Source organism: Desulfogranum marinum, from assembly GCF_963675105.2.
Lineage (GTDB): Bacteria > Desulfobacterota > Desulfobulbia > Desulfobulbales > Desulfobulbaceae > Desulfogranum > Desulfogranum marinum.
Map to the genome: position 1 here is coordinate 206,410 of NZ_CAXXRO010000003.1, position 17,277 is coordinate 223,686.

General features: G+C 43.8%; 15 protein-coding genes and 1 pseudogene. 7 read left to right on the forward strand and 9 right to left on the reverse strand.

Annotation, left to right across the window (positions count from 1 at the left end; translation table 11 throughout):
* Positions 1-2: 2 nt before the first annotated feature.
* Together ACHZCY_RS07770 and ACHZCY_RS07775 are read right to left on the reverse strand one after the other, a co-directional pair.
* Complete coding sequence (locus tag ACHZCY_RS07770) at positions 3-368, reverse strand: ArsR/SmtB family transcription factor (RefSeq protein WP_205221619.1); 366 nt, start codon at positions 366-368, stop codon at positions 3-5.
* 244 nt (positions 369-612) lie between these two features.
* On the reverse strand, positions 613-1,038 hold the full coding sequence (locus ACHZCY_RS07775) for an urease accessory protein UreH domain-containing protein (protein ID WP_319548445.1): 426 nt from the start codon (positions 1,036-1,038) through the stop codon (positions 613-615).
* Positions 1,039-1,108: 70 nt separating this feature from the next.
* Here ACHZCY_RS07775 and ACHZCY_RS07780 point away from each other — a divergent pair, with 70 nt between their 5' ends.
* Positions 1,109-1,354 (forward strand): MarR family winged helix-turn-helix transcriptional regulator, encoded by a 246-nt coding sequence (locus ACHZCY_RS07780; RefSeq protein ID WP_319548446.1) that lies wholly within the window; start codon positions 1,109-1,111, stop codon positions 1,352-1,354.
* A gap of 202 nt (positions 1,355-1,556) precedes the next feature.
* Here the strand turns inward: ACHZCY_RS07780 and ACHZCY_RS07785 are convergent, their stop codons facing one another.
* A complete protein-coding gene (locus ACHZCY_RS07785; RefSeq protein WP_319548447.1) occupies positions 1,557-2,219 on the reverse strand; it encodes a class I SAM-dependent methyltransferase in 663 nt (220 codons plus the stop codon).
* A gap of 17 nt (positions 2,220-2,236) precedes the next feature.
* On the reverse strand, positions 2,237-3,628 hold the full coding sequence (locus ACHZCY_RS07790; RefSeq protein WP_319548448.1) for an FAD-binding oxidoreductase: 1,392 nt from the start codon (positions 3,626-3,628) through the stop codon (positions 2,237-2,239).
* Positions 3,629-4,295: 667 nt separating this feature from the next.
* On the opposite strand from ACHZCY_RS07790, the gene ACHZCY_RS07795 reads away from it, so the two are divergent.
* Positions 4,296-4,493, forward strand: coding sequence for a hypothetical protein (locus ACHZCY_RS07795; protein WP_319548449.1), 198 nt, complete (start codon positions 4,296-4,298; stop codon positions 4,491-4,493).
* A 348-nt stretch (positions 4,494-4,841) separates the two neighbouring features.
* Here the strand turns inward: ACHZCY_RS07795 and ACHZCY_RS07800 are convergent.
* Positions 4,842-5,351 (reverse strand): annotated as a pseudogene (locus ACHZCY_RS07800) (ATP-binding protein); the annotation flags it as partial.
* 126 nt (positions 5,352-5,477) lie between these two features.
* A complete protein-coding gene (locus ACHZCY_RS07805) occupies positions 5,478-5,615 on the reverse strand; it encodes an HU family DNA-binding protein (RefSeq protein ID WP_394713388.1) in 138 nt (45 codons plus the stop codon).
* 246 nt (positions 5,616-5,861) lie between these two features.
* On the opposite strand from ACHZCY_RS07805, the gene ACHZCY_RS07810 reads away from it, so the two are divergent.
* From ACHZCY_RS07810 to ACHZCY_RS07830, 5 genes are all read left to right on the forward strand, one after another.
* Positions 5,862-7,400, forward strand: coding sequence for a Fic family protein (locus tag ACHZCY_RS07810; RefSeq protein ID WP_319548450.1), 1,539 nt, complete (start codon positions 5,862-5,864; stop codon positions 7,398-7,400).
* 783 nt (positions 7,401-8,183) lie between these two features.
* Complete coding sequence (locus tag ACHZCY_RS07815; RefSeq protein ID WP_319548451.1) at positions 8,184-8,579, forward strand: Fic family protein; 396 nt, start codon at positions 8,184-8,186, stop codon at positions 8,577-8,579.
* A gap of 257 nt (positions 8,580-8,836) precedes the next feature.
* Positions 8,837-9,367 carry a hypothetical protein gene (locus ACHZCY_RS07820; protein ID WP_319548452.1) on the forward strand — a complete coding sequence of 177 codons (531 nt, stop codon included), beginning with the start codon at positions 8,837-8,839 and terminating at the stop codon, positions 9,365-9,367.
* A 656-nt stretch (positions 9,368-10,023) separates the two neighbouring features.
* Positions 10,024-10,728, forward strand: a complete 705-nt coding sequence (locus tag ACHZCY_RS07825; RefSeq protein ID WP_319548453.1) for a hypothetical protein — start codon at positions 10,024-10,026, stop codon at positions 10,726-10,728.
* Between the two features lie 1,111 nt (positions 10,729-11,839).
* The gene (locus ACHZCY_RS07830) at positions 11,840-12,982 is read left to right on the forward strand and encodes a tyrosine-type recombinase/integrase (protein ID WP_319548454.1); all 1,143 of its coding nucleotides are present in this window, start codon (positions 11,840-11,842) and stop codon (positions 12,980-12,982) included.
* 295 nt (positions 12,983-13,277) lie between these two features.
* On the opposite strand, the gene ACHZCY_RS07835 is transcribed toward ACHZCY_RS07830, so the two are convergent.
* The 3 genes from ACHZCY_RS07835 to ACHZCY_RS07845 form a co-directional block, all read right to left on the reverse strand.
* Entirely contained in the window at positions 13,278-14,708 is a 1,431-nt protein-coding gene (locus ACHZCY_RS07835) for an IS5 family transposase (RefSeq protein WP_462687163.1), read from the reverse strand.
* Between the two features lie 783 nt (positions 14,709-15,491).
* Positions 15,492-15,998, reverse strand: a complete 507-nt coding sequence (locus ACHZCY_RS07840) for a hypothetical protein (protein WP_319548455.1) — start codon at positions 15,996-15,998, stop codon at positions 15,492-15,494.
* 501 nt (positions 15,999-16,499) lie between these two features.
* A complete protein-coding gene (locus ACHZCY_RS07845) occupies positions 16,500-16,994 on the reverse strand; it encodes a hypothetical protein (RefSeq protein WP_319548456.1) in 495 nt (164 codons plus the stop codon).
* Positions 16,995-17,277: the final 283 nt, after the last annotated feature.

Sequence of the window (17,277 nt, forward strand, 5' to 3'; positions counted from 1 at the left end):
GATTACCCACAATCACCCCGAATATGTTCCAAACCGTCCCATAGCAATTCCCTTACATGGTCATCATCTAAGGAGTAAAAAATATGTTTCCCTTCTTTTCTCGATTTCACGATCTTTGCAGCCCGTAGCACTCGTAACTGATGAGAAATTGCCGACTGATTCATCGCTAAAATTTCAACCAACTCACAAACGCACAGTTCCTTGTGAAAAAGAATTGAAAGAATTTTTATTCGACTAAGCTCACCAAAAACCTTGAAAAAATTGGCAAGTTCCTGCATTTCCACATCCAGAGGCATTTTCCATCGTATTTCCTCAAGGGGCACTTGCTCATCACACACTGCATCATTCATATCCGCTCCTTCATTCATATCCACTCTTCCTATAAACATATGCGCACACATTCATACGATATACAAACAGTAATCACCACCCTTTTTTGGACAAGGGTAGTCATCACTTTCAACCATCAAAGAAATTTCGTCCAATAGCCGCTGGAAAACGGGTAGCCCCTTGCTTTCAGCGAGTTACTCCGAAGCCTACCAGCCAAGTTGGTGCCATCCAGGCAAAAAATGCTTTCTTCTCTTCTCTTACAGAAGCAATACGTTGTGTTTTCTACAAATATATTGAGTGGAACACTCCATAATCGGAGAAGACGACGATAACAACCCCGGATAGACGCATAATCATCGGCCCCAATCGATGATGATCCAAGGGAGTTATCATCTTTGATGCTGTATACAAGAGATAGATGCCCCCTCCCACTGCAAAGACGATGGAAATGGCATACACACCAAAAACGGCAATCGCTGTAACCATGCTCCCCGAATTGATCGCATAACCATACATGACGGCAACAGTGGGACACGGCACAATCATATTCACAAATCCAACAACAAAAAGCCCACCGGCAAAATGTTTCTTGCCTTTGCTTTCTCTATAAATTGCTCGACCCGCGATTGCCGGCAGTGGTAGCTCTGGACCAAAAATATCGATGATCGTGTTATTTGTTCCTCGTTTTCCTTTCTCGATTGCCGGCAAAAATCGTCTATGCTAGACAAGTCAACACGAAAAACAAAAAACACTTAAATAGGGACTGCAAAGGCAAGCAATGGAACTTAGACGTTTATCAGAAATTATTGTTGAATTTTACGAAAAACTCTCGTCCTGGGAAGACTCTGTGGTCCGGGAAAGTGGACTAACCACGGCCCAGGCCAATACCATCGAAATCGTCGGCCATGCAGGCTCAATCAAAATGAAAGATCTGGCCGAGAAACTAGGGGTGACCACAGGAACCTTGACCGTGGCCGTGGACAGGCTAGAAAAAAAAAGACCTACTGGTACGAAAACCCCATGAACGGGATCGTCAGGCTTATCTTATCGAATTGACGCCTGAAGGGAAAAAGCACTTTGCCCACCACCATCAGTTTCATATCAATATGACCGAAGAACTAACGGTTGATCTTGACCCTGAGGAAATTGATCAACTGGGCAGTATCCTCGAAAAAATATTGAAAAAAATTTGAAGCCTCAACTTATCATGTAAAAACGAGGCCGGGCTAAAGCTGCCTCCTGTAAACCGCAAAATAATGAGGAACAGGCGGTGTCTGGTCATCATCATAGCTTATAAATTCCGCCTCAATTAACCCTGCTCTTATAAATCCGTCAATTTCATTGCGGTCCAGTGGGACCGGGAATGTACCAGAAACCTCATTTTTCTGTCCACTACGGCAAGAAACAATCAGCTCCCCTCCAACAGCGACAAGATCTGTTATGGCCTCGATAGCACGGTTACGATTTGCACCGGTTAAAATCTGAACTGTATTACATTCATACACTAGGTCGAATGACTGGCGCCAACCAGGCGGCCTGTTAAAAAGATCGGCAATCTGATAATCGACCAAGCTGTCAGGGAACCGGTGACGACACATATCGATGGCTGAGTTTGAAATATCAAATGCGGTGACGTGATATCCATTTCCTGCCAAAACCTCTGCATCATCACCTAATCCACACCCTACAAGGACAGCCTTTTTTCCGGCTCCCCCTCTTTGCTGCTTAAGCCAGGTGAGCAACATCGGATTAGGCTGCAAATCTGCCCAGTAAATTTTCTGTATATCACCGCCTGCACGAGCGTAAAACTCCTCAAACCACCCATCGGGATCACCCTGTTTGGCATACAATCTTGCCAGATCCTGGGTTTCTTCTTTTGTATGTCCCATATCCCCTCACCTGTGAATTAGCCAACCGATGGTTTAATATTTTGGTTTAAACGGAACAGGTTATCAGGATCATATTTATTTTTAATCTCAACAAGTCGGCCCCATACCTCATCGGTGTAAGCGTCTTTGACTCTTTCTTCCCCTTCATCGCTAAGAAAATTGACATACACACCTTGGGAAAACGGTTCTGTAGCCTGATGAAAGTTTTTTGCCCAGGCCATGCACAGGTCATCATCAGCACTGTTCTGCCAGCGCGTATGAATATTAAGGACAAAAGGTGTACCACGATGGGCAAATGCTGTAAGAGTTTCACCAACCCGACTGGGAGCACCTTCCATGTGAGGAATGAATATTTCGCACTCCTCTGTCGGCATTCCTTTTGCGTAAGACAGTATTCGACCGACGCAGTCATCGGAAAGCTCTTTCAGATGGTGAGACTTCCAGTAGTTCCTGGCTCCATGTGTGACCAGACCATCAAACCCGGCCTGCCACTCTACCCATGGTGTCATACCTGCAAATTCACCATGTGATGGAGTGATATCCTGAATGGGTTTAATTAACTCCTCACCTTCAGCCTGGCTGCCCAGCCAAACAAAAGGAACAAGAAGCACCAATCTGCCATGAACTGTTTCCGGCAGAAAAGGAAGCGGTGGTGCTTTTCTGGCGACCAGCCAAACGGTCATTTCGTCTGGGAGGGTTCTTACATATTCCCGATGAAACCGGAAGTATTGCTCGGCATCCATGAATTTTTTCACAATGATACCTGCAAAAACCTCTGTACCTATGTCTGCACACTGGAACTCAAAGGAAGTCACAACGCCAAAGTTGCCGCCACCACCACACAATCCCCAAAATAAATCAGTATTTTCATCTTTACTTGCAACCAGCAACTCCCCGCTAGCTGTAACGACTTCTGCCGAGAGAAGGTTATCGATGGAAAATCCATATTTCCTGCTCAACCAACCAAATCCCCCGCCAAGCGTTAATCCTCCAACTCCTGTATGCGATACGATTCCAGCCGACACAGCCAGTCCGTAACGCTGGGTTTCCTTATCGACATCACCAAGTAATGCGCCGCCGCCGACACGAACAGTTTTACTCGTCGGATTAACGCTCACAGTACGCATATTGGAGAGATCAATTATTATCCCATTGTCACACGTTGCTTTTCCTGCTGAGTTATGCCCACCGCCACGAACCGCAACCAGCAGGTTGTGTTTTCTCGAAAACTTTACAGCTTCAACAACATCATTTGAATCAGCACATTGAGCGATAATGGCTGGGTATTTATCAAACATTCCGTTCCAAACTTTTCGGGAATCATCGTATCGCGCATCCCCGGGAACAATGAGCTCACCGGTAAAGTTGTTTCGTAATTCTTCAATGCCTGTAATCGTTTGAGGTTTCATGACACTATCTCCATGTTACGCAGACTCTATGCACCCCATAAAAACTGAAATATACATTTAACCTAATCAAGAAATGTGACAGGACAAAATAGCAGGATTACTATTCTAAGTGGCAAACCGGCTACCCTGTACCTCCCATGGTCTTTCCTCCCCATTTCACAATAAGGTTATTTTTAATAGGTCAAGGCTGTAAGTAAAAACGAGTTGTTCACATTGCGCCGAAATTTTGATTGTTTACAAGTTGTATCAAGCTGCATACAACGAATTATGTAAAGCTTGATACAGCAACCCACAGCAAACAAACAAAAGGGTAAGCAAGGTGTATACATTATTTTTGCTTGATGCCTAAATCAGCGAGCAAAATTACCTCACAATTAAACGTTATGCCACGTTGTGGTGACTGTCAACTCAAGGAGAACTCTTAATCGGACAACTATCGGCAAGCCTGGCGGAAGTAGCACGTAGCCTGATGTGGTCAGGAAAAATCATTCCGTTGGCACTCAAGGATGGAAAACCAGTAGGCTTTTTAACACTCCACGAAAATGCAGGAGCTTAAAGCTTGTTTACATTTTGTTGCTAAAAAACGCACAACGAACTACCCAAAACAGATGAGTTTAATAAATGAAAGACGTTATACATATCTCAATACAAACAGACGGTGAAAAAAGTGGTGAAAATTATTCGTAACGCGATAGCCGCCATCGCATTTGTTTTCATAGGCATTCTTATCGCTTCAAACTATGAGGTGAGAGTCCTGGACGTTTCAGACGGAAACAACGCCATGGTGAAGGCAGGTGAACTTGTCGGTAAAGTCGCGTTTGACTTCAAGTTCGTCAATAAGCACGTGGTCATCCTAAAGAAGTAGGACAGAAAGCCCTGAATATCAGGAAATATCGAAAAAATGCCAGTATACAGGGAGGCAAGTGGCACAGGCAAAAGGAAAGTGGTAGCGAGCTAACTCGGTTACCAGTAAGGGGGAAAGCCCTACATGCTCCGATTTGAGCAAAGGCTCATCTCGATAACTCCAATAGCCTCCAAATAGTTTGAAAACGTGGTACGTCCTCTATTATTTCGCCCTATTACTACTCGGCGTACAATGCCGCATTGGAACAAAATTACAAAATATCAAACTGTAGAAAGGTTTACAAAATATTTGTACTGTGGCGCAAAACATCAAGTTTTAAACCAGGACACTAAGCAACCACCGACTTCAAGCGAGTTTCACACCCAAACGTTTGCCCGATGGCCCCGCCCTGAAGGAAACTTTGAAAAGCAATGACAGGAAACCGGTATCCTCACCGGCAAGTTCTGCTTGAGATAAAGGGTGTAGCCGTAGGATTTCCATACGTCCTGCCAGTGAATCTCCTAACCTGGGTACCAGCAAAACATTTGCTGAGCCAGTCAGGATGAAACGACCAGGATCCCGCCTCCTATCCACTTCCGCTTTTAGAGAGGTAAATAACTCCGGTACCCGTTGCACTTCATCAAGGATTACCCGCTCTGGTAGATCCGCTACATAGCCGACAGGATCAGCTTGAGCTGCAGCTCGCTGTACATCATCATCAAAGGTGTAATACGCAAAGTTTTCTTCTTCCCCGACCCATCGCGCCAAGGTAGTCTTTCCGCATTGCCGCGGTCCATGGATCAGCACCACCGGCGTATCAGCCAAGGCTTCTACAACACGAGCACGAAGAAAACGGGGATATAAATTCTGGTTTATCATAGCGGCTAATCGTAAATGAACAGCCTCGACCAATTGAAAGTTTACTCGCGACTAATTGAAAATGGAGTATGGCCAGATCACTCCTTAACAAACTTTTTATGGCAGTCAAAATCAGGATATCCCAAGTTAACCATTGTTCACTTCATCGCCCAAAGCCTTGTCAACCTTGAATTTGACAACCGTTTGAGCCGGAATAGTCATAGCTTTACCGTTCTGCGGGTTTTTACAGTAGAGGAGGGATTGTGTCGCTGTAAACAGACATATACCAGTAGGCTCCGGGAATGTTCAAGGCACTTGGTAGTTGTGGCAGTAAAATGACCGAGGGAACCGCTGCCTCGACGTTTTTTTTGGATAATCATTAGAGGAAACCTGAACAGGAGGCTGTGATAGTATGGCCTGTTATTCAGATTTGTTTTTCATGAAAGGTCTAGTTTTGAAGCGATTTCTCATGACAGAGAAACCTTTTTCGTGCCATAATGACTTCAATAATGGGAAAAGGAATTCACAACAATGGCCATATATAACCAAAATTCACATACTGGAACCATTTTTCGTAGTTTTTCTATCCCAGAAAAAGGATCCTTCCTGGCAGGGTACGCTGAACTCATTGCAGCGCATGGGCTAAAAGTGCCTTTGCCTGATACCCTTTGTATAATAGGGACCAAGCATAAAAAATACGTAGATGGACGCTGGAATGTGTTTACGCCACGTCATAAGCCGGAAGATACGCTTTATGGGCACCTCACATTTGCTCTAAAATATGAAGCGATTGATTTAGGACTCCTTAACGCCTTGTTCCAGGTGGTGAGAGCGACAGACATTGAATCCATGGTTCGATCAGAGCCAACCGGTATTTATAGCCGGAAAATCTGGTTTTTATGGGAGTGGTTACGTGAAAAACGGCTCGATCTTGAAGACGCGGCAAAATGTAACTTCGTCTCCTTGGTTAATAGCAAGCTGCAGTTTGAAGGCATACACGTCCTTTCCAAACGTCACCGGATCCGGAATAACCTGCCGGGAACTAAACATTTCTGCCCTCTCATCAGAAAAACAAAAAAGCTTGAACAATTTCTGGGTAAAAAGCTTTCAGAGGCAGCTGTCAACAACATTAGCCAGACGCATCCCGACCTTTTGAGCCGTGCAGCAGCTTTCCTTCTCCTGAAAGACTCTAAAGCCTCATACGCAATCGAAGGGGAGAGCCCACCACATAACCGCATCGAAAGGTGGGGCAGAATTATCGGTGAGGCAGGAAGCCGCCCCTTAAGTGTCGAAGAGTTTGAGTACCTGCAAAAGCAGGTTATAACGGATAGCCGTTTCATTAAACCGGGGATGCGTACGGAAGGCGGTTTTGTCGGTGAACATGACCGGGTATCAGGGATGCCCATGCCGGATCACATTTCCGCCCGTCCGGACGATCTGAAAACGCTCATGTCAGGCCTGCTTGATACCTACGGACTTCTTCGGGAGAATGAATTTGATGCGGTCCTCATGGCTACGATCATCGCATTTGGCTTCGTGTTCATTCATCCTTTTGAAGATGGCAACGGCCGGATTCACCGCTACCTGTTTCACCATATCCTGGCCGAGAAAGGTTTTGTGCCCAAAGGGCTCATATTTCCGGTGTCAGCCGTTATCCTGGAACGTATCGATGAATACCGGAAAACCCTGGAGCACTATTCAAAACCCAGGCTTGGTTTAATCAAGTGGCGTCCAACAGAAAAAAATAACGTGGAAGTGCTCAATGAAACACTTGACCTATACCGTTATTTTGATGCGACCAAGCAGGCTGAATTTTTCTTTGAATGCGTTGAGGAAACAGTGTCACAAACTTTGCCTGAGGAGGTTGAATATTTACGAAAATATGACCTGCTCAACGCGTTTATTAAGAACTATATCGATATGCCGGACAACCTGGTTGACCTGCTGATCCGCTTTTTGTCCCAGAACAACGGTAAGCTCTCAAAGCGTGGTCGAACCAAAGAGTTTGATAAACTGACAGATAAAGAAATACAGGCTATTGAGATAAAATACGCAGAAATCTTTAGATAATTGATGCATCAGACATTTCTGCACCACCATGACTTAGAAATTGTGGCTCATTTTTCGAGTAAAAACAATCTATTGTTTCGCTTCTCCCTGAACTTGAGGAACCTCTCAAAATGAAAGTTGAAACCGGATTATACAACTCTGCCGGCGAGGTCACCCAAGAGGCCCTGAGGCTTCTCAAATCTCGTAAGGATCTCAATGAAAGCCGAATTAACGCTCTAAAATTAGACATCTAAAAAGGAAATTCCTCTTTGGATGATGATGATGGGAATGGAGATGACGAAAAAGCTTTTCAACTCCATCACAAAGAGTGGTCGGCAGCAACTTTGATTATGTTCTTTTAACTCTATATCCAGGCTTTCTATTGTTACGCATTACAGCAACAATATAAATGAAATCATGGTGTTCTTGCTACATTACAGAAAAAAAAACAGTGAAAGAAGATATCGTCTGAATCCATGTTGAAAGAGGGACCATGTGGAAGGTAAATCTCTTGAATGGCGTTGTATGCTTGTGTATTCCAAGGCAATCCGGCCACTGATTCCAGAGGATTCCGCCATCGTTTTCGGAGGGTAACGACGCATAGAATCAGATGGTAGAAGAAATCTTTTTGGACGAATACTTCAAGGAGATTTTCATACCCAAAAAGATACAGATCCGCACGGCACCACACTTGCTTCAATAGCTACGGCTCAATTAGTGGCATATTCCACTGCATATTTCAGCTTAAATACATGTTATATAATAAATATTAGTAGTAAATATTGTGGTAAAAAAGGGCTTTCCATGAAGAAAAAAATTGGATCAATGGAGCCAATGCTCCCACCTGAAAGCGCACGTGACCTTAACGATCTTGCGCTTGACTTGGTCTCTAAAGCCAGTGCTTTTGCAGGAAGGGTGAATCCTGTTGCAGCGCGGTCAGTGGGGGATTTGGTTCGTTCCATAAATTGCTATTACTCCAACTTGATTGAGGGGCATGACACGCATCCTCATGATATTGACCTAGCCATAGCACAAGACTATTCAAACGAGCCCGAAAAACGTGCTCTGCAAAAAGAGGCTGTAGCCCATATCGCTGTACAAAAGATGATAGATGAAGGAAAGGCACCGGCTGTCTGCCCTCTCTCGTCAGAATATGGCAGGTGGACACATAAGGAGTTTTGTGATCGTATGCCGGAATAGCTACTCTGGGTTGCAAATCCAGATACTGGCGAGAAGATAAAAGTTATTCCGGGTGCCCACCGCGAAAAAACCGTCAGGGTTGGACGACATATTCCACCACCCCCTGAAAACCTTGATATGTTCTTAAAACGCTTCGATGAAGTTTACGATGCAAGCCGCTTTCAAAGCTGCAACGCATTACCTCGGTTGCGGCTTCTCATCATCGTTATGTATGGATGCACCCGTTTCTCGATAGTAATGGCCGAGTAGTTCGCTTGATGTCTTACGCGGCTTTTAAAAATATCGATATAGGAAGTGACCTTTGGCCTGTTGCACGAGGATTAGCGAGACAGAAAAATGAGTATAAAGCAATCCTGCAAGCAGCGGATGCTCCACGGCAGGGAGACCTGGATGGTAGAGGAAGCTTATCTCAAAAAACGCTTGTCAAATTCTGTGAGTTCTTCCTGAAAATCTGTATTGATCAGGTGGAATACATGAACATTCTCCTTGATTTCAAGGTGCTTTCAGAGCGCATACGCATCCATGTTGAAGAGATGACGGCCATGAAAGAACTTCCCAAAGGTAGTTACACCCTGTTGCGTGAGGCATTACTGATTGGTGAATTTCAAAAAGGAAAGGCTCAGGAAATCACAGGTTTTAAAGATCGTGCCGCCAGAGAAGTGCTGTATGCTCTCGTAAAAAAAGGATTGCTTGTCTCGGACACGCCAAGAGGTCCAGTGCGTTTGGGATTTCCGATAGACGTTGTCGAACGATGGTTCCCTCAGCTTTACCCCGTCACAAGGAGATAAATTTTAATAATAGAAAGATAGACTTGTGCAGGTTACAGATTTTTTTTAGAAAAATAAAAATGTGTCACAGCTGGTGTCACATTCAAGTTGGATACACTCTGCCATTTCGACACACTCTGAGGTCTTTTGAATAATTAGTTTTTTTATCTCTAACTTGATGACACCAATAGGGATAAATATGAAGCTGAAGGTTCATCAGCATTTAAAACCTTCCCAAACCGGCCAACCATCCTGTCCTACTATTTAGTCCAAGGTGCGTGCGGTTACCAGTAAGGGGGAAAGCCCTACATGCTCCGATTTTGAGCAAAGGCTCACCTCGATAGCTCCAATAGCCTTCAAATAGTTTAAAAACGTGGTACATCCCCTGTTATTTTCCCAGGAAAATACGCCACTCTTTCGAAGATCCCTTGCCCGTTGTTGGTTCTTGGTTGAAATGCACCACCGAGTTTGGTGCATATGCACCAAACCCTCCACATTCTTACCAACTTGTTTGACTCACAACTTTACCTGTTGCACAGATAAGTCACTGTAAAATTGTCGATATATCCAATGACACAACTTTTATTAATCACACTGGAATAACTTTTGCTTTTTGTAGAGCTGAGTTGACAGGAATGTTGCATTTGTACAATCACAAATCAAAAAGGAGAGGTGTCATGAAAAAAACAAGAGTTAGCATGAAGGTTATGTGTGTCCTTGCCGTGTGTGTTTTTTCCTTTTTCCTTGCCGCTGAGTCGTCTCTAGCAAAGGGAATGGGAAAGGGAGCTACACCTCGCCCTCTGAGCGATTTCATTGATAACCAGGGACAGGGGAGCAGTTTTTTCCCTCCAGTAGGTGATTATGTCGGTTGGGCTGATGCGAGTTTTATAACCTTCGCACTGGTTGACTATGCGGGGGTTGCGGCTCAATACCTCATTGAAGATTGCGGTATCACGGTAGGAACGAAGATCACCGGTTCAGTCGTAGAATTTCCGCTTCCAGACGGTAAGGCGAAGGTCCAGGTAGTCCTGCATACTAAAAATGCCATGGGGTTCGCGCAATCCATCGAAGCTCTTGCTAACAATGACTTTGATTTCAACGCAACAGAAACTATCTTCGGCAACAAAGCTGTGGATGTGTGTAGTGGGGCAGAAGCTGCAATCGGACAGTCGAGACTCAAGGCAACCTTTACTATAAATGCTGGTGACTCGCTACCGGATTTAATGGATGTCATCTATACTGGAGATTATGTTCCATGGAGCCTAGACTTCAAGGCCAAGATTTTCGAAGGAAAGAGTCAACTAGAAGTTGACCAAAAGGCAACAGCAGATGGTGTCAATGAAATCTGGGCCAAGGAAGAGATAAATATTAAAGAAAAATAAAATCATCTAGTACAAGAACGTCGGAAAAAGGCAGGGGCAGAAATGGCTCTGCCTTTTTATTTGTCAAACCAAAGTAAATTCAACACAAAAGCTCGCTCCAGTAGATATTAGATCAAACCCGACACGTAGGACCGTTTTCAATATTAGCCCTCCTTGAACTCTCCCGCGCCCCCGAACCAGAAAAAGCCCTGGAAGAAGTAACCCCGCCTAGAGGTATGTCCACCATTGGCGTAAACGCTATCGCTCTAAAGGATTACATCCCTTTTAATGCGAGTAATTCCAATAAATTAAAATCCGGATATTGGATCAGTCCAAACTTGGACCCATCTAGCCAATCCAAAATTGGATCCGCTACTTAACTAGGCCAACGCAAAACTGCGCCCTTCTACGCCCCCAAACATGGGGCGGCCAATTACCGGGAAAGTTAAACAGAGGAGTTGTTCTTACTCCAATGGAGGGAGTTAACCAATACGGGGTTTTCCCGTAATGGTATTACCCTAAACAGGGGTAATTGGTGGCGGCAAATTTAAAGGGGAGGATAATCCTCTTTTAAAAACGGTGTAAAGGCGGAAGATGAGCGGGCCCCAGGAAGAGGCGGCAATTGCTACAAGGGATAACCTTGGGGGTGCAAGTTTTGATCATTAAATAAATATTTTTTCCTATCGCATCCCTAAAAAATGCCCCGCTGAGAAAGTTTCGCGCTGCCCAGCCCCGCATTACCTTTTTTCCTGGAAGTACCTTTAAGTACTGAAACGGAACTATTTCAACTGATGGCGTGGGACTAAATCAAGAATGAAAACTTGAAAAAATACATGAACAAAATTGCCCCGGATGTCACCTATATGTCATTCGACATAAAAAAAGCACTTAGCCGAAATCGACTAAGTGCTTGATATAAATGGCACGCCAGGCAGGATTCGAACCTGCGACCTACGGCTTAGAAGGCCGTTGGTGTATACTATCCCGCCATGTCCCAAACCCACCTAAACTGTCCATTTTATTTAACTTTTTATTTTTCATATATCTGCTATAATACCTTAAATATCCCGCAATATACCCCTAAAAACCGCCAAAAAGTTACCTAATGGTTACCTGAAAATGAGGTCGAAATATGGCTATCCTGGTTGGCTGCAGCAAGTGTAATTCTTTTTATTCACTTAAGAACAAGGTATGTCCTACTTGCAATCTTTCTTTAGCAAAATCTAAACGTTACAAGGTAAATGTCAAGAAGCAGAACGGTAGAAGAATCACTCGAACGATTGATGGTTCACTCTCCCTTGCAAGGACCGTTGAGTCTAAATTGAAGGTTGAGATTGTGGAGAAAAAGTTACTTCACATCCAAAGAGCTCCTCACATGCAGGATGTTTTTGAAAAATATCTACCATACGCCAAAGCACACAAGAAGAGTTGGAAAGAAGATGAACAGAGGTACAACAGGCACATCAAAGAATATCTTGGCGGTAAGAAACTGGACACAATTTTTGCAAAGGATATCCAGAAGGTCTTGAATGAGATGATGGGCCAAACCAACAACAGAGGAAAGCCCTACTCTGCCCAAAGCATCAAGCACGTCTTCAACATTATGAGGCGGTTGTTCAATTGGGCTATCCAGATGGACATCTATGAAGGAGCCAATCCATGCAAAAAAGTAAAGCCCCCAAAAGTCAACAATCAGGTTACTGAGTGTTTGAGTAAAGAAGAGGTGGATCGCTTACTCAAAACCGTACAAATATGGGGAAATAGGCGTGCTGCTTTAATCATTCATTTTGCTCTATTGACGGGACTCCGGCAAGGCGAAATTTTGGGACTACGATTTGCAGATATCGACCGAAATGGTGGATTTTTAAAACTCGAAGACCCAAAAGGAAAACCAACGGTTCTCCCTCTTGGCGATGATGCTTTGAAAATCATCGAAGAGGCAGAGAAATTATTGCCAACCCCAGACTGCGAGTGGGTTTTTCCAAACAAATGGGGTAATCGGAGGGTATCTTTCAACAAAATCTGGAACAATATTAAAGATAAAGCCAAGTTACCTAAAAATTTCAGATTCCATGGTCTGAGACATACTTACGCCTCGTATATGGCGAGTTCTGGCGAAGTGGACCTTTATACTCTTCAAAAACTTCTCAATCATCAATCGCCTCAAATGACCCAGCGGTATGCTCATCTATTGGATGAGGCTCTTAGAAAGAGTGCGAATATAGCTGGAAAGGTTCTCAACGGCAGCAATAATGAGGAGAGCATTGTTGGGTAATGCCCTTCAGGTGCCTTAGGTTAATATTGCCCAAACTAACCTCTACCACAGCGATATTGTGCGTCTCCGTAACCTCTCATGGAAATATCAGCTTTCAAGTCACGTGTTTATTGTTAGGATTTCGACAGAGAATAATTTCGTATAAACAGGAATAGTATTTACCGTGGCATGCTGGAAAAAATGTGATACTGCCAGGGCTAACTTTCATGGCCGAGTTGCACGATACTGCCATGGAGTCTTTCTTGGAGAAAAGATGGTTACATAGAGCTTCCTCAGAAAAATGATTGTCCTCCCATCAAAAAATAGAGAGCAACGAGCAGAAGTGGTTCCGTTTCCATAGTGGACGAGCACCATCATCCATAACCAACAAGCGCCACTCTGAGAAAAGCGTTTTTTTATTTTTTTTATCCAATTTTTCCCATAGCACCTTCAGGTTCATTACCTGGAAAATACTATTGATCCAGGCTTCAGAGGTTTTTTGAAGCCTGGCCCGAATATAGTTTAATCGGTACCCATTCTTGCCTTGGCCGAATTTGCCTTTGATTGGTATCCTCTCCCGGCTGTCCTGAATACGTTGCGCTTTGATTTGCTTGAGGCGATCGGTATTTTCAGTCGTCTGTTTGGCCGGGCGTCCCAAAGCCTTTCCACCGAACCGAATCCCATTTGCCTTGAGGTACCTTCTGTTTTCCCGTGTTCCATACAACTGATCACCAAGAACCACTTCCGGGTAATAGCCGTATCTCCGACGATACTCTTCGACTTGCTGCTTCAAGTCCTTGCTCTCATTAAAGGCATCCCAACTGAGATGATCTACAAAAGCCAAACCATCGGTCATGCTGACATTGATCGTGGCACCAAATTCTGTACTCTTTCTTGCCTTGCCGCGTACTATCGGGCGAACATGGGGTTGTGATATGGAGACGATCCGATCATCACACCGCCTCTGCTTACTTCTATAAATCCCGTCTTGTTGATTGTAGAGATGCTGAATGATCCAAGACTTCCGCTGCAATTTGTACTCCAAAAGAAACGGCGTACTCCCAAGATGATCAAGCAAGCAGGAAATATGCTTCAGGTTTCTTCTCAGAAATGGGAGTTGCTCCCGAAGGCCACGACGCCTCAACTTCACGCCTAGCTTTTTATTTTTCGCCAGGTTCAGATACAGCTTTCTCGCTTTTCTCCGATAAGTCCGAAGTTTTCTTGAATAGTCGCTTAATGCGTACAGCTCTTCGATCAGGTGCTCAGAGATTTCTCTGGCCTCGTTGAGCAAACTCAAGTCCGTCGGATATCGAATTGCCTGCTCAGCAACAGTGGCATCGACCAGCAACTTGCCTTTATTCGTAACTGGCTCGGCACCTGTCTTTCGACTGCTGCCAACTTTTTCAAGGATTACCTGCTCAAATGAGCTAAACACCTCTTGCCCCATCCGCTTACGAATATCCACAAACAAACTGGGTACAAACGGTGGCTCATCCTTGTAGCTGGAAAAGCCGATGAAGTACTGGAGGTATGGGTTCTCCTGGATTTGCAGGACCGTTTCTTCATCGCTCAGCGTCAGCTCGTGTTTTATGATGAGAGCGCCAATCACCATCCTAGCATCTTTACCTGGCCGTCCCAATCGGTCATTCATAGTCGTATAGTAACCGACGGCAAGGTCATCCCAGGGAATAATTTCGCTCCACTTCACCCACCTGTTTTCGGAATTCAGTTTCCCGCCGAATGGCAGAGTGAATCCGTCGAGCGTGAGCTGCTTGCTGCTCCTGTATCAAATCATGTCCACGCCTTTTTCAGGATTTTTCTGTAAAGTCATGCACATGATACTATAATTTTAGATATTATTCACTTGATTACAGTCACTTACTACTTCCTGAGTTGAATCTACATAAATGGAATGTTGATTTTTCGGCTAATACCTTCTTGCTCAAAAATTTCGTTCACAACACGGTGAACGTCACCCAGACATCATTTTCCAGACGGATTCTTGGAGGCGCATTCACATGCTCCGGCTTTCTTCTTGGCCCTTATCCGCTCTTCGATGGTTGACCTCTTGCTTGCAAGAATATCAGCCTTGATATCAGATCTTGTATAACCAAAACAGTAACATATTAGATTTTCTTTCATCTATAAATACCATCCAGTGAAGTAACATTCCCCAGCTTGAAGCACGATACTACTTTCATGTCGGTCAAGACCAGTTGTTGAGGTTGGCAGGTAAAACCTCTCAAAAAAGTAATGGGACTACAACTTTAAATATTTCCATTCCACATAATAAAAAACGTCAGATTTTCAATAAAAGCAGCTTGGCCTGCCAGCCCATCATTCTGAAAATATAGAATATTATTTTCGGCTAACCTTACCAGCAGTATTTCGTCGAACATCGGCTGATGATCGACTAAGCCTTCGACTGCAATTTCAGGCTATTGTGTGTATGTAGCCTTTTGATGAGGTGAGTACAGAAGAACGGAATATGTGATCTGCACAGGAATATCCAGATTATCAGCAACGCTAACTACATGCTGCTTATATCCTGAACTGCATCCACAATCATGCCTGTTCCTACTGCCATTAGCAGGACGTCATTCGCCACGCGAACATATCGACTTCCCTCAGGCGGTATGCCGAGCTCTACAACAAGAGCAGAAGGAAGATCGTAGTAGATAACATCGCTGGAGAGAGGGTGGCCCTTTTTCCATTTTTTGGCCTGACCTGGAGGCATACAACCATTGTTCTTTTTGGCGAGGCCAGGTGGACAGTGGCCACGATGAAACTTTTTTCGATAATAATTGCGGATAACCTTCCGTTGCTCGTTACTGAAAGAAAAATTTAAGTCGATAACAATATTAGATTTATCGCGTGATGAGCTGTTAGTCTTATCTTTTTGATTATTTTTCGAACTATTCCCTTTGTTATTGCCAGCCCATGAAGGTTTATCAGCCTGTGCGGACAAAGAAAAGGTCAGTAACAAGGTAATTAACAGCGTAAAAAAAACGCCTGTACTCAATATATTTTTGCTCATAATCCGTGACGATTAAAAATTTGATATTTACACGCAAGAATAGTTACGTATGAGGTTCATTCCATTTCTACTATCCCAATCTATCAAAACAGGGTTTTAAAATGAAGAGTAAAAAAATCAGTTGTTGCCTTTATTGGGAATGTTCGGAGATTGTTAAGAGTAATTTCGTAAACGTAAATACAGGAAACACCTTTCATTACAGTATGCAGCAACATTGATTATCTTTGTTTTGGCAATGTTAAGTTCAAATGATAGATCGCTGACATTAAGTGATCAGCAGGATGCTCAGTATGGTCGTTTTGGATGTTTTTGATACTGGCAGTGCAAGCCTTGCTGATCTCGGGGCGGCATAATAATCGATGTATTCGAGTTATGGCCTATAATTATACTAACTGACATCTACGGTCAATTTGACTACCAGTATTGTATACTGCAACGCTTAACATTATGAATACGTTGGCAAGCCCACTATGGGATTAATTATAATCTCCGTTGAGATGACTACATCTGGTCATGGGGATAGGTGAACTTAATCGTATGTTCGGTTGCCTGTTCTTTAAAATGGCAGGTAACGTGCCATTCGCCTGCCTCATTAAAGGTAAAATTCGCAGCATACATACCGCCACCAAAGTTTTTCAGTTTTCCTACCTGTTCTTTTCCCGATGGTGAAACGGCTGTTATGTCCCCATCGACCGCTTTCATTTTCTGGTTATTTTGAGAGAAGGAAACCATTGTATGATGCGTTTTCCCTTGAGGATCTTTCATCTTCATACTGGCAAGACTCATGATTTGAAACGTCGCATGAATCCCATCGGCCATGGTTGTATGTTTAAAATGACCAGACTTGGTACCGCTATCATGGGTCATTGAGGAGTGATCCATTTTTTCCCCTGACATGATGTCATGATCGTCATGGTCCATTCCTTTCATTGCCCAGCCTGTTGTTGCAAACAGCAACAGTGTTATAATCAGTATTACTCTCTTTAATTGTACCATTATACATCTCCTTATAGATGATGAGACCACATTGTGATATAAACTTTAGTCATTTACTAGCAGGACACAATGGCTTCTCTATAAATATGGTTTCAAATGATTCTATCATTTCAGGTTGTCCAGCCTTTTAGGTAGCAGGCTCCTCTCCAGTTGTCTGTATACCAAACGGCTGTTTCTGGAGGTTGCTTGGGGAAGGAAAAAAGAACATACTCTGTAAGAGAGACAACCTCCTGGTTTTGTATCACATTTGTTTTGTTATCCTGTTGTCCCTTGTTGCGAATAT